This is a genomic window from Micromonospora sp. CA-111912 (assembly GCF_050948415.1).
Taxonomy (GTDB): domain Bacteria; phylum Actinomycetota; class Actinomycetes; order Mycobacteriales; family Micromonosporaceae; genus Micromonospora.
Genome location: NZ_CP192007.1, coordinates 337144 through 361979 on the forward strand (window position 1 = coordinate 337144; position 24836 = coordinate 361979).

Annotated in this window: 20 protein-coding genes; 14 read left to right on the forward strand and 6 right to left on the reverse strand. The window is 73.1% G+C overall.

Annotated elements, in window-relative coordinates; all coding sequences use genetic code 11:
• Positions 1–357, reverse strand: coding sequence for an STAS domain-containing protein (locus ACQPZO_RS01625; RefSeq protein ID WP_350883523.1), 357 nt, complete (start codon positions 355–357; stop codon positions 1–3).
• A 159-nt stretch (positions 358–516) separates the two neighbouring features.
• Here ACQPZO_RS01625 and ACQPZO_RS01630 point away from each other — a divergent pair, with 159 nt between their 5' ends.
• The 6 genes from ACQPZO_RS01630 to ACQPZO_RS01655 are packed head-to-tail and all read left to right on the forward strand — an operon-like array spanning position 517 to position 6106.
• Positions 517–1377: an STAS domain-containing protein gene (locus ACQPZO_RS01630; RefSeq protein ID WP_433346380.1), complete on the forward strand. Its 861-nt coding sequence runs from the start codon at positions 517–519 to the stop codon at positions 1375–1377.
• Positions 1377–1790, forward strand: coding sequence for an STAS domain-containing protein (locus tag ACQPZO_RS01635; protein ID WP_433346382.1), 414 nt, complete (start codon positions 1377–1379; stop codon positions 1788–1790). The genes ACQPZO_RS01630 and ACQPZO_RS01635 overlap by 1 nt, the downstream gene beginning before the upstream one ends.
• Positions 1787–2206, forward strand: coding sequence for an ATP-binding protein (locus tag ACQPZO_RS01640; RefSeq protein ID WP_396671610.1), 420 nt, complete (start codon positions 1787–1789; stop codon positions 2204–2206). Before ACQPZO_RS01635 ends, ACQPZO_RS01640 begins: the two co-directional genes overlap by 4 nt.
• Positions 2203–3219 (forward strand): SpoIIE family protein phosphatase, encoded by a 1017-nt coding sequence (locus ACQPZO_RS01645; protein WP_433346384.1) that lies wholly within the window; start codon positions 2203–2205, stop codon positions 3217–3219. The genes ACQPZO_RS01640 and ACQPZO_RS01645 overlap by 4 nt, the downstream gene beginning before the upstream one ends.
• Complete coding sequence (locus ACQPZO_RS01650) at positions 3213–4562, forward strand: sensor histidine kinase (protein WP_433346386.1); 1350 nt, start codon at positions 3213–3215, stop codon at positions 4560–4562. The genes ACQPZO_RS01645 and ACQPZO_RS01650 overlap by 7 nt, the downstream gene beginning before the upstream one ends.
• A complete protein-coding gene (locus ACQPZO_RS01655; RefSeq protein WP_433346388.1) occupies positions 4559–6106 on the forward strand; it encodes a SpoIIE family protein phosphatase in 1548 nt (515 codons plus the stop codon). The genes ACQPZO_RS01650 and ACQPZO_RS01655 overlap by 4 nt, the downstream gene beginning before the upstream one ends.
• A gap of 381 nt (positions 6107–6487) precedes the next feature.
• On the opposite strand, the gene ACQPZO_RS01660 is transcribed toward ACQPZO_RS01655, so the two are convergent.
• A complete protein-coding gene (locus ACQPZO_RS01660; protein WP_433346390.1) occupies positions 6488–7297 on the reverse strand; it encodes an AraC family transcriptional regulator in 810 nt (269 codons plus the stop codon).
• A gap of 31 nt (positions 7298–7328) precedes the next feature.
• On the opposite strand from ACQPZO_RS01660, the gene ACQPZO_RS01665 reads away from it, so the two are divergent.
• The gene (locus ACQPZO_RS01665) at positions 7329–7895 is read left to right on the forward strand and encodes a TIGR03086 family metal-binding protein (RefSeq protein WP_433346392.1); all 567 of its coding nucleotides are present in this window, start codon (positions 7329–7331) and stop codon (positions 7893–7895) included.
• A 125-nt stretch (positions 7896–8020) separates the two neighbouring features.
• Positions 8021–8968 (forward strand): threonine ammonia-lyase, encoded by a 948-nt coding sequence (locus ACQPZO_RS01670; protein ID WP_433346394.1) that lies wholly within the window; start codon positions 8021–8023, stop codon positions 8966–8968.
• A gap of 57 nt (positions 8969–9025) precedes the next feature.
• Here the strand turns inward: ACQPZO_RS01670 and ACQPZO_RS01675 are convergent, their stop codons facing one another.
• Positions 9026–11119 (reverse strand): S9 family peptidase, encoded by a 2094-nt coding sequence (locus ACQPZO_RS01675; protein WP_433346396.1) that lies wholly within the window; start codon positions 11117–11119, stop codon positions 9026–9028.
• 98 nt (positions 11120–11217) lie between these two features.
• Here ACQPZO_RS01675 and ACQPZO_RS01680 point away from each other — a divergent pair, with 98 nt between their 5' ends.
• Positions 11218–12576, forward strand: coding sequence for an FAD-binding oxidoreductase (locus ACQPZO_RS01680; protein WP_433346398.1), 1359 nt, complete (start codon positions 11218–11220; stop codon positions 12574–12576).
• A gap of 34 nt (positions 12577–12610) precedes the next feature.
• Here ACQPZO_RS01680 and ACQPZO_RS01685 read toward each other — a convergent pair whose 3' ends face one another.
• On the reverse strand, positions 12611–14701 hold the full coding sequence (locus tag ACQPZO_RS01685; RefSeq protein WP_433346400.1) for a SpoIIE family protein phosphatase: 2091 nt from the start codon (positions 14699–14701) through the stop codon (positions 12611–12613).
• Positions 14702–14965: 264 nt separating this feature from the next.
• Here ACQPZO_RS01685 and ACQPZO_RS01690 point away from each other — a divergent pair, with 264 nt between their 5' ends.
• Positions 14966–19336 carry a HAMP domain-containing protein gene (locus tag ACQPZO_RS01690; RefSeq protein WP_433346402.1) on the forward strand — a complete coding sequence of 1457 codons (4371 nt, stop codon included), beginning with the start codon at positions 14966–14968 and terminating at the stop codon, positions 19334–19336.
• Positions 19333–19887 carry a response regulator gene (locus ACQPZO_RS01695; protein WP_350883499.1) on the forward strand — a complete coding sequence of 185 codons (555 nt, stop codon included), beginning with the start codon at positions 19333–19335 and terminating at the stop codon, positions 19885–19887. Before ACQPZO_RS01690 ends, ACQPZO_RS01695 begins: the two co-directional genes overlap by 4 nt.
• 1 nt (position 19888) lies before the next feature.
• Here ACQPZO_RS01695 and ACQPZO_RS01700 read toward each other — a convergent pair whose 3' ends face one another.
• Positions 19889–20398, reverse strand: coding sequence for a GbsR/MarR family transcriptional regulator (locus tag ACQPZO_RS01700; RefSeq protein ID WP_433346405.1), 510 nt, complete (start codon positions 20396–20398; stop codon positions 19889–19891).
• Positions 20399–20488: 90 nt separating this feature from the next.
• Here ACQPZO_RS01700 and ACQPZO_RS01705 point away from each other — a divergent pair, with 90 nt between their 5' ends.
• Together ACQPZO_RS01705 and ACQPZO_RS01710 are read left to right on the forward strand one after the other, a co-directional pair.
• Positions 20489–21406: an ABC transporter ATP-binding protein gene (locus tag ACQPZO_RS01705; protein WP_433346407.1), complete on the forward strand. Its 918-nt coding sequence runs from the start codon at positions 20489–20491 to the stop codon at positions 21404–21406.
• Positions 21403–22986, forward strand: coding sequence for an ABC transporter permease (locus ACQPZO_RS01710; protein WP_433346409.1), 1584 nt, complete (start codon positions 21403–21405; stop codon positions 22984–22986). The genes ACQPZO_RS01705 and ACQPZO_RS01710 overlap by 4 nt, the downstream gene beginning before the upstream one ends.
• 24 nt (positions 22987–23010) lie before the next feature.
• On the opposite strand, the gene ACQPZO_RS01715 is transcribed toward ACQPZO_RS01710, so the two are convergent.
• Positions 23011–23346: an STAS domain-containing protein gene (locus ACQPZO_RS01715; RefSeq protein ID WP_405114605.1), complete on the reverse strand. Its 336-nt coding sequence runs from the start codon at positions 23344–23346 to the stop codon at positions 23011–23013.
• Between the two features lie 142 nt (positions 23347–23488).
• Between ACQPZO_RS01715 and hemL the strand changes: the two genes are divergently transcribed.
• A complete protein-coding gene (gene hemL / locus ACQPZO_RS01720; RefSeq protein ID WP_433346411.1) occupies positions 23489–24826 on the forward strand; it encodes a glutamate-1-semialdehyde 2,1-aminomutase in 1338 nt (445 codons plus the stop codon).
• Positions 24827–24836: the final 10 nt, after the last annotated feature.

A 24836-nucleotide genomic window follows, 5' to 3' on the forward strand; every position in this document is an offset into this window, starting at 1 on the left:
TCAGGAGGAGGCCGGCGTGGGGTCGCCCGCGACGGCCTGCTCGACCGTCGGGTAGGTGTGCAGCACCTCGACCAGCCCGCTGACCTCCAGGATGCGCAGCACGCCGCGCTGCGGGGCGGCCAGCCGGACCACGCCGCCGGCCTCGTCGCAGCCGTTCTTGGCGCGCACGAACACGGACAGCCCGGTCGAGTCGCAGAACGAGACGTCGGCCAGGTCGAAGACGAGGCGGCTGCGACCCTTGTCCAGCAGATCCGTGATCTGGTCCTGGAGCTGCGGTGCCGTCGCCATGTCCAGCTCGCCCGCGACCGATACGACGACGACGTCGCCGCGCTGTTCCGTGTGTACCGTCAAGGACATTCGGACCTCCTGTGATCGGTGGAACGGTATCCCACGTTCGGGGTTCGGCGCTGAACGGAAGCGGCAGCCGTGTCCACGATCATTTCTTTGCTTTGTGGCAATTAGTTGCTGGGTACCCGGTGGTAGAGTCCGGCCGGTCCAGGTCAGAGGGAGGATGCCGTGGCATTGAACGCGGATGAAAGCGGTCGGCTGACCGGTCTGCTGAGCGAGCATGCCGAGCGGGTCACACAGCGCTGGACGGAGATCGCCACCGCGTCGCTGCGCGGCCGACTCAGTCATGCCGAGCTGCGCCGACAGGTGCAGGAGCTGCACCGTGCCATCGTGGAAGCGGGGCGGGACGGTGCGTTCGATCTTGAGTCCGAGTCGGCCGGTGAGCTGCGCGCCGTGCTCGCCGAGCTGTCCAGGGGCCGGGCCCGGCAGGGGTTCACCGCCACCGAGACGGCGGTCAGCGTGTACGCCCTCAAGGACGTCCTGCTGGAGCTGATGGAGGCCGGCGAGGGCACCGCCACCCTGCGCGACTACGTGGCCTTCTCCTCGCTGGTCGACCAGATGGGGTTGTTCACCTTCGAGAGCTTCGTCCGCACCCGGGAGGGCCTGATCGCGGACCAGGCCGAGCAGCTCCTCGAACTCTCCACCCCGGTCGTCAAGATCTGGGAGGGCGTGGTGGCCGTGCCGCTGGTCGGCACGCTCGACTCGGCCCGGGCCCAGGTGGTGATGGAGCGGCTGCTCCAGACCCTGATCGACACCAGTTCGCCGTACGCGATCATCGACATCACCGGCGTGCCGGCGGTGGACACCCAGGTCGCCCAGCACATCCTCAAGACGGTGGTGGCAGCCCGGCTGATGGGTGCAGACTGCATCATCTCCGGCATCCGCCCGCAGATCGCCCAGACCATCGTTGCGCTCGGCATCGAGTTCGGCGACATCGCCACCAAGGCCAGCCTGGCCGACGCGCTGCGTCACGTGCTGCGGCTGAGCGGGGCGGCGAACGCCCGCCGGCATCCGCGACGGGAGTTCTGATGGAGCGGGTTCCGGTCCTGAAGATCGGCGACATCCTGCTCGTGTCGATCCAGGTCGACATGTCCGACCAGACGGCGATCCAGCTCCAGGAGGACCTGGCCGAGCGGATCGTCGCCACCGGCTGCCACGGCGTGATCATCGACATCACGGCGCTGGACATCGTCGACTCGTTCGTCGGCCGGATGCTGTCCGCCATCGCCTCTATCTCCAAGGTGCTCGACGCGGAGACGGTGGTGGTCGGGATGCGTCCCGCCGTCGCCATCACCCTGGTCGAGCTGGGCCTGTCGCTGAACGGCATCCGTACCGCCCTGAACGTCGAGCGCGGCATGGAGCTGATCGCGGCGGCCGGGCACGACGACTACGACTTCGCCGTTGACCACGAGACGGACGACGAGACGACGGCCACGACATGACCGCCGGTATCGACCTGGGCCACCCGCAGGCGCAGGCGATCCAGAGCGACGAGGACGTGGTGCGGGTCCGCCAACTGGTACGGACGGTGGCGGTGGCGGCCCGGCTCTCCCTGGTCGACCAGACGAAGCTGGTCACCGCGGCCAGCGAACTGGCGCGCAACACCCTGGTCTACGGCGGGGGCGGCGAGGCCGAGGTGACCACCGTCGACAACGGCCTGCGGCGCGGCATACGAATCGTCTTCGCCGACGACGGCCCCGGCATCGTCGACCTGGGCCTCGCCCTCACCGACGGCTACACCACCGGTGGGGGACTCGGCCTCGGCCTGAGCGGCGCCCGCCGACTGGTCGACGAGTTCGACATCGTCACCGGGCCGGGTCAGGGGACCCGGATCACGATCACCAAGTGGTCCCGATGATCGCCGAAGACCTGTCCGACCACGGCCTGTGGTTCCGGGTGGAGAATGGCAGCGCGGCCAGCGCGGTCCGGCGGGCCGCCGAGCGGTTGGGCCGGCAGCTCGAGATCGGTGAGGCCCGCACGGCCGACCTGGCGATCGTCGCCGCCGAGCTGACCAGCAACCTGGTCAAGCACGCCGAGGACGGGATGCTGCTGCTGCGCCCGGTGCGCCGGGACGGACAGGCCGGCGTCGAACTGGTCGCCATCGACTCCGGGCCCGGCATGGCCGACCTGACCGTTTCCTCCAGGGACGGGCACTCCACCGCCGGAACCCTCGGCATCGGTCTCGGTGCCATCATGCGTCAGACCGACTGGTTCGACGGCTACTCCCGGCCCGGCAAAGGCACCGTCCTGGCCGTGCAGGTCTGGCCTCAGGGCCCCCACCCGGAGCTGTCCTGGGTCGGCGCGCTCACCCGGCCGATCACCGGCGAGTCGGTCAGCGGCGACGGGTACGCCCTCCGGATCGCCGAGGGGCGGCACCAGGTGCTGACCTGCGACGGTCTCGGCCACGGGCCGTTGGCCGCGGCGGCCACCGACGCGGCGCTGGCCGCGTTCCGGGCCGCCCCGGCCGGGTCGCCGGCGGCGGTGGTGCAGCACCTGCACCGGGCCATGTCGCACACCCGGGGCGCGGCGCTGGCCGTCGCCGAGCTGGACCAGGACGCCGGCCTGCTGCGGTTCGCCGGGCTGGGCAACATCTCCGCCTCTGTGGTCGCCGAGGGTGAACGGCGGCGGGGGCTGGTCTCCCTGCCCGGGATCGCCGGCCACCAGCGACCCGTCGTCCGCGAGTACGACTATCCCTTCCCGGCCGGAGCGTCGCTGGTGATGCACAGCGACGGCGTGGTGGACCGCTGGCAGCTCGACGACTATCCCGGGCTGCTCCGCAGCGGTCCGCTCGTGATGGCCGCGACGCTGCTGCGCGACGCGGGACTGCGCCGGGACGACGCCTGCGTCCTGGTCGCCCGGGCGGCATGGTGACCGGGTCGCCGCTGCTCCAGATGGCGCTGCGGGTCGAGCACGACATCTTCGTGGTCCGGCAGCGCGGCCGGGAGGTGGCCGCGGCGGTCGGCCTGGAACACCAGGACCAGATCCGGCTTGCCACCGCCCTCAGCGAGGTGGCCCGGGACCTGCTGCACGCCACCGGCGGTGCGGACGTCACCTTCACCGTCGACCTCGACGGGCAGGGCCCACCGCGGGTGCGGGTGGACCTGGCCCCGGTGCGCCCGCTGCCCGACGGCCGGTACGAGCCGCACTCCGGCGCGGTGGCGCGACTGGTGGACATGTTGGGCGTGGTGGACCGGGAGGGCGATACGGTCGTGAGGATGTCCCGACGTGTCCCCGCCAATGCACAGGTGCTGACCCCGGAGCGACTTGCCGAGCTGCGCGTCGAGCTCGGCAGCAGCGCTCCCGGCAGCGCCCTGGACGAGCTCGCCTCACAGAACGAGCAGCTCATCGCCGCCCTGGACGAGGTGCGCAGCCAGCGCGACGAGCTGGCCGTGCTCAACGAGGAACTCCAGGAGACCAACCATGGCGTGATGGCCCTGTACAACCAGCTCACCGAGGAGCTGGAGGAGACCAATCGGGGCGTGGTCGCGCTCTACGCCGAGCTGGACGAGAAGTCCGTCCAGCTCCGTTCGGCCAGCGAGTCGAAGAGCCGGTTCCTGGCCAACGTCAGCCACGAGCTGCGCGCCCCGGTGACCGCGGTCATCGGGCTGAGCCGGCTGCTGGCCGACTCCGCGTCCGACCCGCTGACCGAGGAACAGGCCCAGCAGGTCGGGCTGATCCGCTCCTCGGCCACCGACCTGCTCGCCCTGGTCAACGAGCTGCTCGACCTGGCCAAGGCCGAGTCCGGGCGGCTGGAGCCGAACTGGGCCGAGGTGGACCTGCGGGCGGTCTTCGGTCAGTTGCGCGGCACCCTGCGCGCGCTGTCCAAGACGGATGTCGAGCTGGTGGTGGAGGACCCGCCCCCGCCCGGGACGCTCCGCTCCGACGAGGTGCTGCTCGCCCAGGTGCTGCGCAACCTGCTGCACAACGGGCTGAAGTTCACCGAGCGGGGCGAGGTCCGGCTGCGGGCGGAGGTTCGCGACGAGCGGTGGCGGCTGTCGGTCGCCGACACCGGCGCCGGCATCGCCCCGGAGCAGCACGATCGGATCTTCGAGGAGTTCTACCAGGTGCCGGGGAGCACCCGGATCGGCGGCACCGGCCTCGGCCTGCCGTACGCCCGCCGGGTGGTGCGACTGCTCGGCGGCACCCTGGAACTGACCAGCGAGCCGGGCCGGGGCAGCACCTTCATGGTCACCCTGCCGATCGGCGGAGGGTGACTACGGCGGGCGGTCCGGCGACCGTACTGGTGGTCGACGACAGCCCCACGAAGCGCTACCTGCTGGTGAGCTGGCTCAGCCGGGCCGGCTTCGCGACGCTGGAGGCGGAAACCGGCGGGGAGGCGCTGGCCCGGATCGGGGTGGACCAGATCGACCTGGTCGTGCTCGACGTCCGGCTGCCCGACCTGACCGGGTTCGAGGTCTGCGAACGGATCAAGAAGGCCCAGCCGGCGATGCCGGTGATCCACGTGTCGGCGCACGCCGTCGACGTGGCGGACCGGGCCCAGGGCCTGACCCGGGGCGCGGACGCCTACCTGGCCGAGCCGATCGACCCGGAAGAGTTGGTCGCCACCACCCACGCGGTGCTGCGCTACTACCGGGCCCGGCAGCGCGCCGAGCTGCTCGCCGAGCGGCTCACCGGGCTGGCCGAGACGACCGTGGCGGTGCACGCCGCGCCGAACTTCCCCCGGTTGCTGACGTCGGCGGCGGCCGGCGCCGCCCGGATCTTCAAGGGACCGGCGGTGGTGGTGGCGGAGACCTTCGACGGTGACTGCATCGCCGGGGTCTGCGCCGGATCGGGGGACGAACCCCGGATCGTGCCGTGGGTCGTCGACGACTCCGGGGTGCCGACCGGCTCCACGGTGTGGGTGGACGACCCCGGCAACTGGGGTCTGGTCGACTGGCCCGACGGAGACCAGGTGACCGTGGCCGCGGCGAAGCTGCGCGAGGACCGGGCACCGCTCTACGTGGTGGTGCCGACGCACACCCAGACCGCCGGGACGCCGGTGCTGGTGCAGGTCGCCCAGGCCGTCGCGGCGGCGGTGGAGGCGCAGCGCTCCTTCGACGAGGAGCACCGCATCGCCGTCACCCTGCAACGCAGCCTGCTGCCCCGCCGAATCCCGGAGATCGTCGGGCTCGACCTCGCCGTCCGGTACGAGCCGGCCAGCGCGCAGACCGAGGTGGGCGGCGACTTCTACGAGCTGGTGATGCTGGACGGCCACCTGCTGATGGCGATCGGCGACGTCGCCGGGCACTCCCTGCACGCCGCGACGGTGATGGCGGAGCTGCGGCACGCGGTGCGCGCGTACGCCGTCGAGGGGCACCAGCCGGGCGCGATCCTGCACCGGGTCAACGAGCTGATGCTGACGCTGCTGCGCAACGAGCTGGCCACCATCTGCCTGCTGCTGCTGGAGCCGAACTCCGGCCACGTCCGGCTGGCCAGCGCCGGTCACCTGCCGGCGCTGATCAGCCTGGACGGCACGGTGGAGTACGTCCAGCACTCGGCCCCGCTGCTCGGCGTCCGCGCGGCCCGCCCCGAAGACCTGGAGTTCGTGCTGCCGGCCGGGGCGACGCTGGTGCTCTACACCGACGGGCTGATCGAGCGGCGGGACACCACGATCGACGAAGGGCTGGCCGCCCTGGCCAGTTGCGCCGAGGTGGTGGACGCCGACCTGGACGCGTTCTGCCAGCGGCTGCTGGTCGAGCTGGCCCCCACCGAGATCAACGACGACGTCGCCGTGGTCGCCCTCCGCCGCCGCCGGTAGGCGGGCGAGTCACCCTGTCGACGCCTCCGCCCCGGCAACGGCCCCGCGTTCAGGGCGGGTGAGCGGAGATCTACCAGTTCCGGAGCGTTCCGGGGCCGGGCGGCCTCCCGCGAACCGCGGGCGATCGGCCAGGCGTGCAAGACCGTGCTCGATCCCGGAAACTGTGGCCTCCCCCCGTAACGAGCCCACAGTTTCCCTGATCGAGCACGATCTTGTTCCCTGAGCCAGTGTGATCCAGCGTGATCGCGTGCGCTCGTACGGACCCAGACCACGTCTAGGGGGTTCGTCAGGGCCCGCCCGGCAGGGGGCAAGCCTGATACTCCCGGAGCGGGCGAACCCCCGCCCCGCTGCCCTACTCCCCGGCCGCCTGGCGGGCCTTCCTCACCGGGCTGACGCCGGCCGGCTGAGCGACCGGGCGTACGCGGTCGGGGAGATCCCGGTGGCGGCGGTGAACTCGCGGACCAGGTGGGCCTGGTCGGCGTAGCCGAGGTCGGCGGCGAGGGCCGCCCAGTCCACCGGCCCACCGGCGGCCTGTTCGATCGCCTCCTGGACCCGGTACCGACGAATCACCCACTTCGGGCCGACGCCCACCTGGTCGAGGAAGAGCCGTTGCAGCCGCCGGGTGCTGGTCCCGTGTCGCCGGGCCAGGTCGTCGACCCGCAGCACGCCCCGGTCGACGCGGATCTCCTCGGCCAGCGCCATCGCCTCCGCCGTCAACGGCTCGGGGCGCGGGTCCCAGGCGGTCAGCAGGTCGTCCAGGGCGGCGCAGCGCTCGTCGTCCGTACCTGCGCAGGGCCGCCGGCCACCGACGAGGCCGGCGGCGAGCGGGCGGCGCTCGCCGGTCAGTTCGGCGACGGGCCGCCGCCAGAACGGCCGGAAGCCGCCCGGCCGGAACTGCACCCCGCTGACCCCGCCGGTGCCGGTCAGGGTGATCCGGAACAGCTCCCGCCCGACGCCGGCCACCTCGGCGGTCTCCCGACCGTCGCCGTCGCGCTGGAACACCACGTTGACCGCCGGGTGCGGGAGCACCCGCTGCTCGAACGGCTCGTCCAGCTCCCAGTCGATCAGCCAGTAGAGCTCGACGTACGGGCGCAGCGCGGCGGCGGGCAGCCGGCGGCGGAAGCGGACCTCGCGCAGCAGCCGACGGGGGTCGAGGATGCCCCGGCTGTCGCCGCGCGGCTGGTGTCGCATTTCTTCAAGACCACCCTCATACGCTGCTCCTATGGCCACGAAGACTAGTGAACTGCTGTCCGAAGCCGCGCCGCGCGCCGTCGCGGTGGCCCGGGCGATCCGTGACGACCAACTCGACCTGCCGACCCCGTGCGCGGACTACTCCGTCCGGGACCTGATGAACCATCTGTACCAGGTGGTGGTCAACTTCCAGGAGTTGGCAGCAAAGCGGCCGGTGAACTGGGACAAGATCGACTACCTGACCGACGGCTGGCAGGACCGGTTCGCCGCCGAGACCGAGCGGTTGATCGAGGCGTGGGCGGACCCGGCCGCGCTGGAGGGCGTCTCGCCCGGGATGGGGCTGCCCCCGGAGACCGTCGGGGAGATGGGGCTGATCGACCTCACCGTGCACGCCTGGGACCTGGCCCGAGCTACCGGCCAGCCGTTCGAGGCCGCCCCGGACGCGACCGCCGTCCTGCACGCGTTCATGGACCGGATGGGGGAGACGGGCCAGCGGATGGGGGCGTTCGCCGCCCCGGTCGCCGCCCCGCCGGACGCCGCCCCGCTCGACCTCGCCCTGGCCCGGATGGGCCGACACCCCGGCTGGTCGCCGCGCTGACCCGGTAGCCCCGGCTGCCCGCCCTCGCGAACGCGCAAATTCAGAGAATCAGTGGCCTCAGCGACGGGGGATGCCACTCTTCCCGTGAATGAGCGCGATCCTGGCGGCGGCGGCAGGATGGCGGGATGGACCTCGTGACGCTCGACGACATCCGGGTCGCCGCCGCCGACATCGCCCCGACCGTGCTCCGCACGCCGCTGCTGCGCGCCCCCTGGGACGACGCGCTGTGGCTGAAGCCGGAGAGCCTGCAACCGGTCGGCTCGTTCAAGCTGCGCGGCGCAACCCACGCGGTCGCCCGCCTCGACGCGGCCGGGCGGAGCCGGGGCGTGGTCACCCACTCGTCCGGCAACCACGGGCAGGCCCTCGCGTACGCGGCGCGGGCGGCCGGCGTGCCGTGCACGGTGGTGGTGCCGGAGGGCGCCCCGGAGGTGAAGATCGCCCGGATGCGGGCGTTCGGGGCAATGGTGCTGCTCGTCCCGCCCGCGCGGCGGCTGGCCGAGGCGCAGCGGATCGTCGCCGAGTCCGGGGCGGTGCTGGTGCCACCCTTCGACGACCGGCGGATCATCGCCGGGCAGGGCACCGTCGGCACGGAGATCGTCGACGACCTGCCCGACGTGGACGTGGTACTGGTGCCGGTCGGCGGGGGCGGCCTCGCCTCCGGGGTCGCCACGGCGCTGCGGGCGCTGCGCCCGTCGACCGCCGTGATCGGCGTCGAGCCGGAACTCGCCGCAGACGCCCGGGAGTCGCTCGCCGCCGGCCGGGTGGTGCCCTGGGACGTCGAGCTGACCTACCGCACCTGCGCGGACGGGCTGCGCACCAACCTGTCCGAGCTGACCCTGGCCCACCTGCGGGACCGCCTCGACGGCATCGTCACGGTGACCGAGGAGGAGATCCGGGCGGCGGCGGGCCGGCTGATCAGGGACGCCCGGCTGGTGGTCGAGCCGAGCGGGGCGGTGGCGACGGCCGCCCGGCTGTTCCGGGCCGGCGAGCTGCCGGCGGGCCGTACCGTCGCGGTGGTGACCGGCGGCAACGTGGACCCGGCCGCCCTAGCCGACCTGGTCACCGCCCCCTGACGACGCGCCCCACCCGGCCTCCGCCACGCGGCGGAGGCCGGGTGGGGAGAGCTTTCCCTACGCCACCTTCAGCCGGTCGAGGACCCAGGCGTTGATGAACGCCTCCTCGCGCCAGGAGTCGTACCGGCCGCTGGGGCCGCCGTGGCCGGCGCCCATCTCGGTCTTGAGCAGGTAGTCCCCCCGGGGCGCGACCGCCCGCAGCCGGGCGATCCACTTCGCCGGCTCGTGGTAGAGCACCCGCGTGTCGTTGAGGCTGGTCACCGCGAGGATGGCCGGGTAGTCCACCGCGGCCACGTTCTCGTACGGGGTGTACGACTTCATGTACGAGTACACCTCCGGGTCGTCGAGGGGGTTGCCCCACTCCTCCCACTCGGTGACGGTCAGCGGCAGCGACGGGTCGAGGATCGAGGTGAGCGCGTCCACGAAGGGCACCTGCGCGACGACGCCGGTGAACGCCTCCGGGGCCAGGTTGGCCACCGCGCCCATCAGCAGGCCGCCGGCCGAGGCGCCCCGGGCCACCAGCCGGTCCGGCGACGTCCAGCCCGAGCCGGCCAGGTGCCGGGCGCAGGCGACGAAGTCGGTGAAGGTGTTCTTCTTGGCCAGCATCTTGCCCTCGTCGTACCAGCGGCGGCCCAGTTCGCCGCCACCCCTGATGTGGGCGACCGCGAAGATGACGCCCCGGTCCAGCAGGGAGAGCCGGGCGATGGAGAACCACGGGTCCATGCTCGCCTCGTACGAGCCGTACCCGTAGATCACGCAGGCGGCGGAGCCGTCGCGCGGGGTGCCGGCCCGGCAGACCAGCGAGATCGGCACCCGGGTGCCGTCGTCGGCGAGCGCCCAGTCCCGGTGCTGCTCGTAGCCGGCGGGGTCGTACTCCCGGCCGTCCGGACCGGGCCGGACCGGCTTGCGCCGGCGCAGCGTCAGCTCCCGGGTGACCAGGTCGTAGTCGTACACGGAGTCGGGGCTGACCAGCGAGGCGTAGTTCAGCCGGACCTGCCGGGTGCGGTACTCCGGGTTGTTGTCCAACCCGACGCTGTAGATCGGCTCCGGGAAGTCGATGTCGTGGCCGTCGCCGCCGCCGACCGGCAGCACCCGCAGCCCGGTCAGCCCGTTGCTGCGCAGCGAGACGACCAGGTGGTCGGCGAAGGCGTCCACCTCCTCCAGCCGGGTGCCGGGGGTGTGCGGGATCAGCGGCACCCAGTCGCCCGGCGCGTCCGCCGAGGTGAACGCCAGCGCGAAGTCCTCGGCGTCGTGGTTGTGCAGGATCAGGAAGCGGTGCCCGTGGTGCTCGACGCTGTACTCGACGCCCTGCCGGCGGGGGGCGACGAGGGCCGGCTCGCCGGTGGGGTTGCCGGCCGGGATGACCCGCACCTCGCTGGTGATCTTGCTGTGGCTGTCGATCAGGATGAACTTCTCCGACCGGGTCAGCTCGACGCCGACCCAGAAGCGCTCGTCGTCCTCCTGGTGGACCACGACGTCCTCGGCGGCCCGGGTGCCGATCAGGTGCCGCCAGACCCGGTTGGGCCGCCAGGCGTCGTCCACGGTGACGTAGAACAGCACCGAGGCGTCTGCCGACCAGGCGGCACCGTAAGAGGTGTCGGGCACCTCGTCGGGCAGCACCTCGCCGGTGCTGAGGTCCTTCACCCGCAGGGTGAACCGCTCGTCGCCGGAGAAGTCCGTCGAGTACGCCAGCCACCGGCCGTCGGGGCTGACGTCGAACGCGCCGAGCGAGAAGAAGTCGTGCCCCTCGGCCAGCAGGTTGCCGTCGAGCAGCACCTCCTCGCCGTCGAGCGGGGCGCCGTCGGCGCTCACCGGCGGCTCGGTCTCGCCGGGGTGGACGGCCCGGCGGCAGTGCACGCCGTACTGCTGGCCCTCGACCGTGCGGGTGTAGTACCAGTGGCCGCCCTTGCGGGTCGGCACCGACAGGTCGGTCTCCTGGGTGCGGCGCCGGGTCTCCTCGAACAGGGTTCCGCGCAACTCCTCCAGGTGCGCGGTGCGCGCCTCGGTGTACGCGTTCTCCGCCCTCAGGTGGGCGATCATCTCCGGGTCGTCCTTGGCGGCCAGCCAGGCGTACTCGTCGACGACCGTGTCGCCGTGGTGGATGCGCTCGGTGGGAACCTGCTTGGCGACGGGCGGGATCTCGGTGGTCACGCCGGTCAGGCTACCGGCCGGCCGGGTTGCCGTCGGGGCGCTGCGGCGGCCCGGCGAGGTGTTCTCCGGATCGTTCGAACACCTGTACGATAACCGGCATGGCGGCAGCAGCGCGGTCGACCGACCGGTCCGGGGCAATGGGCATCACTCGTCGACTCACCGAGATCTGCGGTTCCTCCTTCGCCCGCTTTGCCGGGGCGGCCGACGAGGTCGCCGGGCGGCCGGCCCGGTGGGTGGCGGTGCCCGGCGACCCGTCCGCCGCGGCCGAGGTGCTCCGGCTGGCCGCCGCCCACGACCTGAAGGTGGTGCCCCGGGGCGCCGGCACGAAGATCGACTGGGGTGCCGCCCCGGAGCAGGTCGACATCATGCTCGACACCGGCCGGCTGGCCGGCATCGGCCACCAGCCGGCGGGCGTCCGGGTGGCCGAGATCGGCGCGGGCACCCCGCTGCGCGCGGCCCAGGCGATCCTGGAACGCACCGCGCAGCGCCTCGCCCTCGACGCGCCCTCGCCCGGTGCGACGGTCGGCGGGGTGCTGGCCGCCGACGAGTCCGGCCCGCTGCGGCATCGCCACGGCGGCCCCTGCGACCAACTGGTCGGGGTGCGCTACCTGGCCGCCGACGGCGAGCTGACCAGCGCGGGCGGCGGCACGCCCGGCTTGGAGCTGGCCCGGTTGCTCTGCGGGTCGCAGGGCGGCCTCGGGGTGCTGGTCTCGGCCACCCTGCGGGTGCAGCCGGTGCCGGCTAGTCAGGTCTGGGTCACCCGCCCGGTGGGGAGCCCGTTGGAGCTGCCCGACCTGGTCCGGGCGGTGCTCGCCGCCCGGCTCGACCCGGCGGCCGTCGAGCTGGACCTGCCGGCCCGGGCGAACCGGGTGCGCCCGGCGCCGCACCCCGACGACCCGGCGGCGGCTGCTCGCGCCCGGCACCCCTCGATGTTCCGCCGGGCGCCGCCGCCGGCCGGGGCGGGCACCCTGACGGTGCTGCTGGAGGGCGGCCCGGCCGACGTCTCCGAACGGGTGGACAGCCTGCTCGCCCTGCTGGGCGACGAGGCAACCGTCGGCCACTCGGCGCCGACGTGGTGGCGGAGCTATCCGTTCGGCCCCGGCGAGACCGCGCTGCGCATAGAGGTGCCGACCACCGACCTCCACGCGGCCGTCTACGCGCTGCGCGACGCGGCCGGCGGCCCGGTCCCGATCCGGGGCTCCGCCGGGCAGGGCGTGGTGCACGCGGCCCTGCCCGGCGCCCTGCCCGCCGAGCGGGTGGCGTCGATCGTCACCGGGGTGCGCCGGGTGCTGCTCGCTCGGCGTGGCCGGTGCGTCGTGGTGGCGGCGCCGCCACCGGTGCGCCAGGCGGTCGACCTCTGGGGCGAGCTGGCCTCACTGCCCAGGCTGCGGGCGGCGAAGGAATACCTCGACCCGCACCAGCGCCTGGCCCCCGGCCGCCTCCCCGGCGGCCTGTGAACCCGGGCGGCGTGACCCGAAGCCGCCCCCGGGCTCAGAGCCGGTCGTTGCGCAGCACCAGGATGGCGATGTCGTCGCGGGGGGCCTCGACCGAGAACCCGATCGCGGTCGAGCGCAGCCGGGCGGCCACCACGTCGGCCGAGTACCCGGCCAGTGGCGCGGCGGACTCCCGCAGCCGATCGGTGCCGAACAGTTCCCGGCCCCGCCTGCGCTCGGTCACCCCGTCCGTGTAGAAGATCAGCGAGTCACCGGGGGCGAGCGTGATCTGTGCCGTCGGCGAGCTGATCGCGTCGAGCAGGCCGAGCGCGGTGCCGGTGGCCCCGACGAATTCGGCCCCGTCGCCGGCCCGCAGCAGCACCGGCCGGTCGTGTCCGGCCAGGTGCAGGGCCACGTCCAACCGGTCGCCGTCGCCCGGCCTGACCGCCGCCAGCGCCAGCGTGCAGTAGCGCCCGCCGCCCCGCTCGACCAGCGTCTCGTTGAGCCGGCCCAGGACCTCCGGCAGCGGCTTGCCGTCGCCGACCAGCACCCGGATGACGTCCCGGACCAGCCCGGTGACCGCAGCCGCCTCGACCCCCTTGCCGGACACGTCGCCGACCACCACCAGCCAGCGCCCGTCGGGCAGCGGGAGCACGTCGTAGAAGTCGCCGCCGACCTCCGCGTCGTCCCCGGTCGGCACGTACTCGGCGGCGAAGCCGATGCCCTCGACGACCGGCAGGGCCGGCGGCAGCAGCGACTGTTGGAGGGTCTGCGCCACCCTGCGCCGCTCGGCGTGGATGCGGGCGTTCTCAATGGCCAGCGCGGCCCGCCGGGCCACGTCCTCCAGCACGGCGACCTCGTCCGGGTCGTGCCGGTGGCGCTGGTGCCGGCCGACCGCCAGGGTGCCCAGCCGCTGGCCGCGCGCCACCAGCGGGACGGCGAAGCCCTCCATCGGCCCGCCGAGCGGCACCTGCGACCCGGTCCGGGACGCCTCGCGCAGCCGGGCCTGCACCGAGTCCGTCCCCGTCTCCCGGAGCACCTTGTGCAGCTGCGGCAGCACCGACTCGTCGGCGTGGGTGGCCGCCGCGAGCCGCAGCTGCCCCCACTCGTCGGCGGTGTGCACCGCGCACCACTGGCCGAGGCGGGGGACCACGAGCTGCGGGATCAGTGCCATGGTCAGCTCGACGTCCAGGGACTGGGCCAGCAGCTCGCTCGCCTCGGCCAGGAACGTCAGCCAGGCCTGCCGGCGGACGTTGGCCCGGCGCAGCCGGTCGTTCTCCAGGTGCAGCGAGAGCCGCTCGGCGGTCAGCACCGCCAGCGGCCGGGCGTACGTCGAGGGGGCGGCGTCCAGCTCCAGCTCCCCGGCGTACGGCCGGTGCACCGCCAGCGGCACCCGGAGCAGCTCGTTTCCGGCCCGCGGGGCGCGACCGTAGCGGGCCAGCACCTGCGTGCCCTGCCCGTCACCCCGGTCCAGCCGGACCACGCCGCCGGCCGCGCCGACCATCTCGGCCAGCCGGGTGAGCAGGTCGGTGGTGAACTCGGGCAGCGGGTCCTCGGCGTACTGGTCGGGAGCGGTCTGCATCAGCTCGCTCATCGCCCCGGCGCTCGGCCCAGGGTGCTCGGTTTCCGGACCGCCGCCGGAGCGGATGGTCGCCAGGCCCCACCCGCCAGCGGGCGGCGGGCCGGGGGCGACCGGCCGCCCGGCGGCGTCGCGCCGGTCGAGCCGGAACCACACCCCCTTGCCCGTGGGCAGGTATGTGGTGCCCCACCGGCTGGCGAAGTGGTCGACCAGCAGCAACCCGCGGCCCCGCTCGGAGACCTCGTTGATCTCGGAGCTGTCGTTGCGGACGCCCACGGTCAGCTCGTCGACCGTTCTGGCGGCGAAGTCGGAGACGGTGACGGTCAGCCCGACGTCGTCGGCGACGACCTCGATGTCCAGTTCCGTGCGGGCGTGCTCGACGGCGTTCGTGGTCAGCTCGGTGGTCAACAGCAGGGCCTCGTTGAGCAGGTCGTCGAGGCTCGCGGCGGCCAGCACGGACCGGACCAGGGCGCGCGCGGCGGCCGGCGTCCGCCGGTCGGCGGGCAGCCGTACCCGGCGGACGCGCTCGTCCGGACCGCCTGAGGTCGCCGGTCCCGCCTCCGCTGACACCTTCGTATCCTCCACCGCGGCCCGGCCGTAAGCCAAGCCGACCCGGATGCTGCCACGAGGGGCGTACCCCGCCCGGGGGACCGCCCGGGCGACGCGGGATCCGGCGGCCGTCGTCCCGGCCGGCCGCGTTGCCCTGAGCCGTGAGCTGCTTCGACGCGTGGGCGACCCGGCGGGCGGCGCGGCGCGGCATCGACGCTCGGCCGGGCACAATGATGGGATGGCCGGTGTGCCGGCAGGCCCCGGCGGTCCCGAACTGAGCGAGGAATGATGACCACGGCGAAACACTCGGTAGCCGCGGACCCGTCCGCGCCGGACCAGGCCGCCCTGCTCAGCGAGCTGGCGGAGGCGCTGCGCCGGGTGCGCGGCGGTGACCTGAAGGTCCGCCTGCCCCGGCGGGCGGGCGCGGCCGGCGAGGTGGCGGACGCGTTCAACGACGTGGTGGCCCTCCAGGAGCGGCAGCACCTGGACCTGCGCCGGATCAGCCGGATCGTCGGCCGGGACGGCCGGCTCACCGAGCGTCTCGACGAGGAGGGGCTGGAGGGCTTCTGGGCGGAGGGGCAGCGCGCCGTCAACTCGCTGATCGACGACCTCGGCCGCCCGACCACCGAGATCGCCCGGGTGATCGTGGCCGTGGCCGACGGCGACCTCTCCCAGCACATGGCGCTGGAGATCGACGGTCGGCCGCTGCGCGGCGAGTACCTGCGGATCGGCCGCACGGTCAACACGATGGTCGACCAGCTCTCGTCCTTCTCCAACGAGGTGACCCGGGTGGCCCGGGAGGTGGGCACCGAGGGCAAGCTCGGCGGCCAGGCCGACGTGCGCGGGGTGGCCGGCACCTGGAAGGACCTCACCGACTCGGTGAACACCATGGCGTCGAACCTGACCGGCCAGGTGCGGTCGATCTCGCAGGTGGCGACGGCGGTGGCCAAGGGCGACCTGTCGCAGAAGATCACGGTCGGGGCGCGCGGCGAGGTCGCCGAGCTGGCCGACACGATGAACTATCTCACCGACACGCTGCGACTCTTCGCCGAGCAGGTGACCCGGGTGGCCCGGGAGGTGGGCACCGAGGGCAAGCTCGGCGGCCAGGCGGAGGTGCCGAACGTCGCGGGCACCTGGAAGGACCTCACCGACAGCGTCAACTCGATGGCGTCGAACCTGACGGCCCAGGTCCGCAACATCGCCCAGGTGTCCACGGCCGTCGCCCGGGGCGACCTGTCGCAGAAGATCACCGTCGCCGCGCAGGGCGAGATCCTGGAGCTGAAGGACACCGTCAACACGATGGTGGACCAGCTGTCGTCGTTCGCGGACGAGGTGACCCGGGTGGCCCGCGAGGTCGGCATCGAGGGCAAGCTCGGTGGCCAGGCCCAGGTGCGTGGGGTCTCCGGCACCTGGCGGGACCTCACGGAGAACGTCAACCAGCTCGCCGGCAACCTGACCAGCCAGGTCCGCAACATCTCCCAGGTCTCCACGGCCGTCGCCAAGGGCGACCTGAGCCAGAAGATCACCGTGGATGCGCAGGGCGAGATCCTGGAGCTGAAGAACACGGTGAACACGATGGTGGACCAGCTGTCGTCGTTCGCGGACGAGGTGACCCGGGTGGCCCGCGAGGTGGGCACGGAGGGCAAGCTGGGCGGTCAGGCGCAGGTGAAGGGCGTCTCGGGCACGTGGCGGGACCTGACGGACAACGTGAACTCGATGGCGTCGAACCTGACGTCGCAGGTGCGTAACATCGCGTCGGTGACCACGGCCGTCGCGAAGGGCGACCTGTCGCAGAAGATCACCGTGGACGCCCGGGGCGAGATCCTGGAGCTGAAGTCGACGGTGAACACGATGGTGGACCAGCTGTCGTCGTTCGCGGACGAGGTGACCCGGGTGGCCCGCGAGGTGGGCACGGAGGGCAAGCTCGGCGGCCAGGCCCAGGTGCGTGGCGTCGCCGGCACCTGGCGGGACCTGACCGACAATGTGAACTCGATGGCGTCGAACCTGACCGCCCAGGTCCGCAACATCGCCCAGGTGTCCACGGCGGTGGCGAAGGGTGACCTGTCGCAGAAGATCACCGTGGACGCCCGGGGCGAGATTCTGGAGCTGAAGTCGACGGTGAACACGATGGTGGACCAGCTGTCGTCGTTCGCGGACGAGGTGACCCGGGTGGCCCGTGAGGTGGGCACGGAGGGCAAGCTGGGCGGCCAGGCGCAGGTGAAGGGCGTCTCGGGCACGTGGCGGGACCTGACGGACAACGTGAACTCGATGGCGTCGAACCTGACGTCGCAGGTGCGTAACATCGCGTCGGTGACCACGGCCGTCGCGAAGGGCGACCTGGGCCAGAAGATCACCGTGGACGCGCAGGGCGAGATCCTGGAGCTGAAGAACACGGTCAACACGATGGTGGACCAGCTGTCGTCGTTCGCGGACGAGGTGACCCGGGTGGCCCGCGAGGTCGGCATCGAGGGCAAGCTCGGCGGCCAGGCGCAGGTGAAGGGCGTCTCCGGCACCTGGCGGGACCTCACCGAGAACGTCAACCAGCTCGCCTCCACGCTCACCACCCAGCTCCGGGCCATCGCCCAGGTGTCGACCTCGGTGACCCGGGGCGACCTGACCCAGCGGATCGCGGTCGAGGCCCAGGGCGAGGTCGCCGAGCTGAAGGACAACATCAACCAGATGATCGTCACCCTCCGGGAGACGACGAAGAAGAACGCCGAGCAGGGCTGGCTGGACTCCAACCTGGCCCGCATCGGCGGCCTGCTCCAGGGGCAGCGGGACCTCGGCGAGGTCTGCCGGATGATCATGATGGAGGTGACCCCGCTGGTCGACGCGCAGCTCGGCGCGTTCTTCCTGGTCGACACCTCCGACGGCAGCATGCGGCTGCGGCTGACCGCCTCGTACGGCTACGTGGCTCGGGGGCACGACGTCACGTTCGGCCCCGGCGAGGGACTGGTCGGGCAGGCCGCGCTGTCCCGCCGGACGATCCGGGTGAGCGCCTCCCCGGACGGCCGGCTCACCCTGCGCTCGGGGCTGGCGGACACCCCGCCGGCCGACCTGGTGGTGCTGCCCGTGCTGTTCGAGGGCGAACTGCTCGGCGTGATCGAGTTCGCCAGCGTGGCCGCCTTCTCCGAACTGCACCTGTCGTTCCTGGAGCGGCTGGTGCTGACCATCGGCGTCGCGGTCAACACGATCCAGGCCAACCGGCGCACCGAGGAGCTGCTGGCCCAGTCGCAGCGGCTGGCCCACGAGCTCCAGGAGCAGTCGGCCGAGTTGCAGCGCACCAACGCCGAGTTGGAGGACAAGGCCCAGCTGCTGTCCGAGCAGAAGGCGAACATCGAGACTCAGAACCGGGAGATCGAGCTGGCCCGGCTCGGCCTGGAGGACAAGGCCCAGCAGCTCACCCGGGCCTCGGCGTACAAGTCGGAGTTCCTGGCCAACATGAGCCACGAGCTGCGTACGCCGCTGAACTCGCTGCTGCTGCTGGCCCGGCTGCTGGTGGAGAACTCGGAGGAGAACCTCACCCCGAAGCAGATCGAGTTCGCCCGGACCATCCACAACTCCGGCTCGGACCTGCTGCGTCTGATCGACGACATCCTCGACCTGTCCAAGATCGAGGCGGGCCGGATGGACGTCGAGCCGACCGAGGTCCGGTTCGACGAGATCCGCGGGTTCGTAGAGCAGGCGTTCACCCCGCAGGCCGAGGACAAGGGCCTCGACCTCCAGGTCCGGGTGGCCGAGGATCTGCCCCCGGCGCTGGTCACCGACACCGGGCGGTTGCAGCAGATCCTGCGCAACCTGCTCTCCAACGCGGTGAAGTTCACCGACAACGGCACGGTGACGCTGCGGATCGCCCCGGCGTCCGAGAACGTCGTCTTCGACGTGCCGGCGCTGACCAACGCCCGACAGGTGATCGCCTTCACGGTGATCGACACCGGGATCGGCATCTCGGACGACAAGCTGTCGCTGATCTTCGAGGCGTTCCAGCAGGCGGACGGCACGACCAGCCGGCGGTACGGCGGCACCGGGCTGGGGCTGTCGATCAGCCGGGACCTGGCCCGCCTGCTCGGCGGCTCGATCGTCGTGGCCTCGGCGCCCGGGGAGGGTTCCACCTTCACCTTGTACGTACCGGACGTGCTGGCTCCGGATGCGGTGGTCGCGCCCGCGCCACCGTCGCCGGCCCGCGCGGGCCTGCCCGCGTCGCTGCTGATGTCCCCGCCGGAGCTGTCGGGGGTGGCCGAGACACCGGCCACCCGCCGGCTGGAGGGCGTCACCGTGTTGATCATCGACGACGACGTGCGGAACGTCTTCGCGCTGACCAGCGCATTGGAGTTGCACGGTATGACCGTGTTGTACTCGGACAACGGGGCGGACGGCGTCCGCCGGCTGGCCGAGCATCCGGAGGTGGACATCGTGCTGATGGACGCGATGATGCCCGACCAGGACGGCTACGAGACCACCCGGCAGATCCGCCGTAACCATCGCTTCGCCGACCTGCCTATTGTCTTCCTTACCGCGAAGGCGATGCCGGGCGACCGCGAGTCCGCGCTCGCGGCGGGCGGCAGCGACTACATCACCAAACCTGTTGACCTGGACGACCTGATCGAGCTGATGGCGTCCTGGGTGGGCGGCAGCCGAGGCGAGGAGAGAGCGTGACCCAGACGGCCAAGGCGCTGTTGGTCGACGACCGGCGGGAGAATCTGATGGCCCTGGAGGCGATTCTCCAGGGGCTGCCGGTGCAGTCGGTCGCTGTGGAGAGCGGCGAGGCGGCGCTCAAGCAGTTGTTGGTGGACGACTTCGCGGTGATCCTGCTGGACGCGCAGATGCCCGACATGGACGGCTTCGAGACCGCCAGCCACATCAAGCGGCGGGAACGCACCCGGCACGTGCCGATCATCTTCCTCACCGCGGCCGACAAGGATGCCCAGCTCGCCCTGCGCGGGTACGCGGTCGGCGCGGTCGACTACCTGACCAAGCCCTTCGACCCGTGGGTGCTGCGGGCCAAGGTGTCGGTCTTCGTCGAGCTGTGGGTCAAGACCCGGCAGCTCGCCGCCCAGTCGGACCTGGTCCGGGAGCGCGAGACGCAGTGGCGCACCCTCACCGACGCCGTCGACGAGGCCACCGCACTGCTCCGGGCGGACGGCCCGCAGGCCCGAACCCGGGCCGTCGACCTGCTGGAACAGGCCCGCTGGGGCAACACCCGCTGACCTAGCCGGGGGACGACCCGCCGTGGCCCGTGACGGCGCGGCGGGCCCGCCAGCGCTCGCCGAGCGAGTCGATCTCCTCCTGGATGAAGATGAAGAAGTCGCGCATCTCGGCGACCCGCTCGCCGGCCGGGGTGCTCCGGCCGACGAGGGCGTCCACCCCGCCGTCCGCGATGTCGATGAAGTTCTTGTAGAGGCCGGTCTTCGTGATCGTCCCCTCGTACCAGGGGTTGTCCGGGAGCCCGTAGCGGTCCCGGCGGGAGCCCTTCACCGGCTCGCGGACCAGCATCCCGAACTGGGTCAGGTAGCGGACCGCGCCGGAGACCGCCGCCGCGCTGACGTCGAGCCGTTCGCCGATCTCGGCGGCGGTCAGCGTCTCGTCCGCGCTCATCACCGTGAACAGCACCCGGGCGGCCATCCGGGGGAAGCCGACCTCCGCGAAGGCCATCGCCATCCGCTCGACGAAGAGGTGGACCGCCTCGTCGTTGCGGCTGGGCGGGTCGGCGGCGGTCATCCGGCTCTCCTCGGCGTAGGTCGGGTATCTGATCGTGCACCAACTTCCACAGGCTTCACAACTTTGTGAAACGACTGTAGCTTCTGAAGCATGGAAACTCCGATAGCGGTGTCCGGCCTGGTGAAGACCTTCGGCCGGACCCGGGCGCTCGACGGGCTGGACCTGACCGTCCGCGCCGGTGAGGTGCACGGCTTCCTGGGGCCCAACGGCGCCGGCAAGTCCACCGCCATCCGGGTGCTGCTCGGCCTGCTGCGGGCGGACGCGGGGGCCGCCCGCCTGCTCGGCGGCGACCCGTGGCGGGACGCCGTCGCCCTGCACCGCCGCCTGGCGTACGTGCCGGGCGACGTGACCCTCTGGCCCAACCTCACCGGAGGCGAGGTGATCGACCTGCTCGGCCGGATGCGCGGCGGGATCGACCGCGCCCGCCGCGACGAGCTGCTCGCCGCGTTCGAGCTGGACCCGCGCAAGAAGGGCCGGGCGTACTCGAAGGGCAACCGGCAGAAGGTCGGGCTGGTCGCCGCCCTCGCCTCCGACGCGGAGCTACTGATCCTCGACGAGCCGACCTCCGGCCTCGACCCGTTGATGGAGGAGGTCTTCCAACACTGGGTGGGCCGGGCCCGCGCCGACGGCCGCACCGTCCTGCTCTCCAGCCACATCCTCGGCGAGGTCGAGGCCCTCTGCGACCGGGTGACGATCATCCGCAACGGCCGCGCCGTGGAGACCGGCACCCTGGCCGAGCTGCGTCACCTCCAGCGCACGGCCGTCGACGCCGAGCTGGCCGGGCCGCCGCACGGGCTGGCCGAGCTGGCCGGCGTGCACGACCTGCGGGTGGACGGCGACCGGGTCCGCTTCGACGTGGACACCCCGGCGCTCGACGCCGCGCTGCGCCGGCTCACCGAGATCGGCGTACGGAGCCTGGTCAGCCGGCCGCCCACGCTTGAGGAGCTGTTCCTGCGGCACTACGGGGCGGCCGGGGCCGCCGGCGCACCCGCCGGGGTGGCCCGGTGACCGGCACCCGGCACCTGGTCCGGCTGATCCTGCGCCGGGACCGGGTGCTGCTGCCGATCTGGGTGCTGCTGATCGCGGTGCTGCCGGCCAGCTACGCCGAAACGTACGCCGGGCTGTACCCGACCGCCGCCCAGCGCGCCGAGTATGCGGCCAGCACCGCCGGCAACCCGTCGATCGAGGCCCTGCTCGGCCCGGCGTACGGGGACAGTGTCGGCGCGCTCGCCGCCCAGCGGTCCGGGCTGCTGCACCTGATCGTCGGCCTGATCAGCCTGCTCGTCGTCATCCGGCACACCCGTACCGAGGAGGAGGCGGGCCGGCGGGAGCTGCTCGGCGCGACCGTCCTCGGCCGGTACGCCGGGCTGGCCGCCGCGCTGCTCGTCACGTACGCGGCGGACCTGCTGCTCGGGCTGCTCGCGGCCGGCGGGCTGGTCGCCGCCGGCCTGCCGGCGGCCGGCTCCCTGGTGTTCGGGCTCTCGGTCACCCTCGCCGGGGCGGTCTTCGCCACCGTGGGCGCCCTCGCCGCGCAGCTCACCGAGAGCGCGGGCGGCGCCCGAGGGCTGGGCGTCGCGGCCCTCGGGGCGGCGTACCTGGTCCGGCTCGCCGGGGACGCGGGCGGGACGGAGTGGCTGAGCCGACTCTCCCCGCTGGGCTGGGCCCAGCGCACCCACCCGTACGCCGGCGAGCGCTGGTGGCCGCTGGCGCTGCTCGCCGGGCTGGCCGCGCTGGTCGGCGCGGTGGCGTTCCGGCTCTCGGCGCGGCGCGACCTCGGCGCGGGCGTGCTGCCTCCGCGGCTCGGCCCGGCCGCCGCAGGCCCCGCCCTCGCCGGTCCGTGGGGGCTGGCCTGGCGGCTGAACCGGGTCGCGCTGCTCGGCTGGACGGTCGGCGCGGCGGCCCTCGGCGCGGTGCTCGGCGGCGCCGCCGAGGCGGCCGGGGACGCGGTGGACGGCAACGAGACCGTCGCCCGGCTGATGGAGCGGCTCGGCGGCTCGGCGTCGATCGCCGAGGCGTACCTCGGGGCGACCCTGAGCATCGTGGCGCTCGCCGCCGCCGGTTACGGCATCCAGGCCGTGCTGCGGATGCGGACGGAGGAGACCGGCCAGCGCGCCGAGCCGGTGCTCGCCACCGGGACGAGCCGGTCCCGCTGGCTGCTCGGCCACCTGGCCTTCGCCCTGCTCGGCCCGGTGGTGATGCTGGCGGTGACCGGCGCGGTCACCGGGCTCGCCTACGGCCTCAGCAGCTCCGACGTGACCGGCAAGGTGCCCCGGCTGGCCGGGGCGGCGCTGGCCCACGTGCCGGCGGTCTGGGTGCTGGTCGGCCTGGCGGTGCTTCTGTTCGGCCTGCTGCCCCGGATCAGCGTCGGCGCGGCCTGGGCGGCGCTCGCCGGCTGCCTGCTCCTCGGCCAGCTCGGCGCGGTGCTGGAGCTGAGCCAGTGGCTGCTGGACCTGTCCCCGTTCACCCACACCCCGCAGGTCCTGGGCGGGTCGGTTCCCGCCACGCCGCTGCTGGCCCTGGCCGGCACGGCAGCCGCACTGGCCACGGCGGGCCTGCTCACCTTCCGCCGCCGCGACCTGTCCGGTTAGGCGGCGACGGGGCGGGCGGAGCGGTCAGTCGGTGGGGGCGCCGTTGCGGATCATCAGGGCCGAGCGGAGTCCGGTGATGTCCAGGACCCGGAGCAGGAAGTCGCCGACGCCGGTCAGGATGAGCAGGCTCTGCGCGTGGCTGGTCTTGCGGCTGAGCACGACCAGGGTGCCCAGACCCTGGGAGTCGCAGAAGGTGACCCCGCCCAGATCGAGGACGATCCGCAGGGGCGGATCGGCGAGCACCTCGTTGACGACGGTCGAAAGTTGGGCGGCCGTGAGCATGTCGATCTCACCGGCGAGGCGAAGCACCACTTCATCGCCCGTCCGGTGTAGCGTGATGGACAGTTCGGCACGATCCACCCGATCAGCCTAGCGTGAACCGGGCCCTCCGGCCCGTCGAGGCGCTCGCAGCCCGCCCGGCCAGCCGTTCCGGGTGAGCCCGGTAACCCCGACCAGGGGTGGCTGCCGATTCGCCGTCCGGCGCTGACACAATGGCGGCATCGTGACCGATACCTTTTCCGCCGGATCCGGCCGTTACCCTGCCGACGCGCCGGCCTCCGAGGCCCTGTTCGACCGCGCCCGCGCCATCGTGCCGGGCGGGGTGAACTCCCCCGTGCGCGCGTTCCGCGCCGTCGGCGGCACCCCGCGCTTCATGGTCCGGGGGGAGGGTCCCTGGCTCCACGACGCGGACGGCCGGCGCTACGTCGACCTGGTCTGCTCGTGGGGGCCGCTGCTCCTCGGGCACGCCCACCCGGAGGTGGTCGAGGCCGTCCAGGCCGCCGCCGCCCGGGGCACCAGCTTCGGCGCCCCGACCCCCGGCGAGGTCGAGCTGGCCGCCGAGATCGTCGACCGCACCCCGGTCGAGCAGGTCCGGCTGGTCAACTCGGGCACCGAGGCCACCATGTCGGCGATCCGGCTGGCCCGGGGCTTCACCGGTCGTTCGAAGATCATCAAGTTCGCCGGCTGCTACCACGGGCACGTCGACGCCCTGCTCGCCGCCGCCGGCTCCGGCGTGGCCACCCTCGGCCTGCCCGACTCGCCCGGCGTGACCGGTGCGGCGGCCGGCGACACCATCGTGCTGCCGTACAACGACATCGCCGCCGTCGAGGAGGCGTTCGCCGCCGAGGGGCCGCACATCGCCGCGGTGATCACCGAGGCGGCGGCCGGCAACATGGGCGTGATCGCCCCCCGCGACGGGTTCAACTCCCAGCTCGCCCGGATCGCCCACGCGCACGGCGCGCTGCTGGTCGTCGACGAGGTGATGACCGGGTTCCGGGTCTCCCGCTCCGGGTGGCACGGCCTCGACCCCTCCGACGCCGACCTGTGGACGTACGGGAAGGTCATGGGCGGTGGCCTGCCGGCTGCGGCGTTCGGCGGGCGCGCGGAGATCATGGCGCGACTCGCCCCGGCCGGCCCGGTCTACCAGGCCGGCACCCTTTCCGGTAACCCGCTCGCCTGCGCCGCCGGCCTGGCCACGCTGCGGCTCGCCGACGACGCCGTCTACCGCAGGCTCGACGAGACGGCCGCCGTGGTGGGCAGGCTCGCCGCCGACGCGTTGACCGCCGCCGGGGTTCCGCACCGGCTGTCGTACGCGGGCAGCATGTTCTCGATCTTCTTCACGGACGCCGACGTGGTCGACTACGACAGCGCCCGGACCCAGCAGGTCCCGGCGTTCAAGGCGTTCTTCCACTCGATGCTCGCCGACGGGGTCTACCTGCCGCCGAGCGCGTTCGAGTCCTGGTTCGTCTCGGCGGCGATCGACGACGCCGCCATGGAGCAGATCGCAGCGGCCCTGCCCGCGGCGGCGAACGCGGCGGCAGCGGCGGGCAACGGGGGGTAGTGGTGAGCGC

Excerpts from the sequence above, each read along its gene's own strand:
- ACQPZO_RS01625 (WP_350883523.1), bottom strand. The coding sequence starts at position 357 with ATGTCCTTGACGGTACACACGGAACAGCGCGGCGACGTCGTCGTCGTA.
- ACQPZO_RS01635 (WP_433346382.1), top strand. The coding sequence starts at position 1,377 with ATGGAGCGGGTTCCGGTCCTGAAGATCGGCGACATCCTGCTCGTGTCG.
- ACQPZO_RS01640 (WP_396671610.1), top strand. The coding sequence starts at position 1,787 with ATGACCGCCGGTATCGACCTGGGCCACCCGCAGGCGCAGGCGATCCAG.
- ACQPZO_RS01645 (WP_433346384.1), top strand. The coding sequence starts at position 2,203 with ATGATCGCCGAAGACCTGTCCGACCACGGCCTGTGGTTCCGGGTGGAG.
- ACQPZO_RS01650 (WP_433346386.1), top strand. The coding sequence starts at position 3,213 with ATGGTGACCGGGTCGCCGCTGCTCCAGATGGCGCTGCGGGTCGAGCAC.
- ACQPZO_RS01660 (WP_433346390.1), bottom strand. The coding sequence starts at position 7,297 with ATGCGACACCAGCCGCGCGGCGACAGCCGGGGCATCCTCGACCCCCGT.
- ACQPZO_RS01665 (WP_433346392.1), top strand. The coding sequence starts at position 7,329 with ATGGCCACGAAGACTAGTGAACTGCTGTCCGAAGCCGCGCCGCGCGCC.
- ACQPZO_RS01670 (WP_433346394.1), top strand. The coding sequence starts at position 8,021 with ATGGACCTCGTGACGCTCGACGACATCCGGGTCGCCGCCGCCGACATC.
- ACQPZO_RS01680 (WP_433346398.1), top strand. The coding sequence starts at position 11,218 with ATGGCGGCAGCAGCGCGGTCGACCGACCGGTCCGGGGCAATGGGCATC.
- ACQPZO_RS01690 (WP_433346402.1), top strand. The coding sequence starts at position 14,966 with ATGATGACCACGGCGAAACACTCGGTAGCCGCGGACCCGTCCGCGCCG.
- ACQPZO_RS01700 (WP_433346405.1), bottom strand. The coding sequence starts at position 20,398 with ATGACCGCCGCCGACCCGCCCAGCCGCAACGACGAGGCGGTCCACCTC.
- ACQPZO_RS01705 (WP_433346407.1), top strand. The coding sequence starts at position 20,489 with ATGGAAACTCCGATAGCGGTGTCCGGCCTGGTGAAGACCTTCGGCCGG.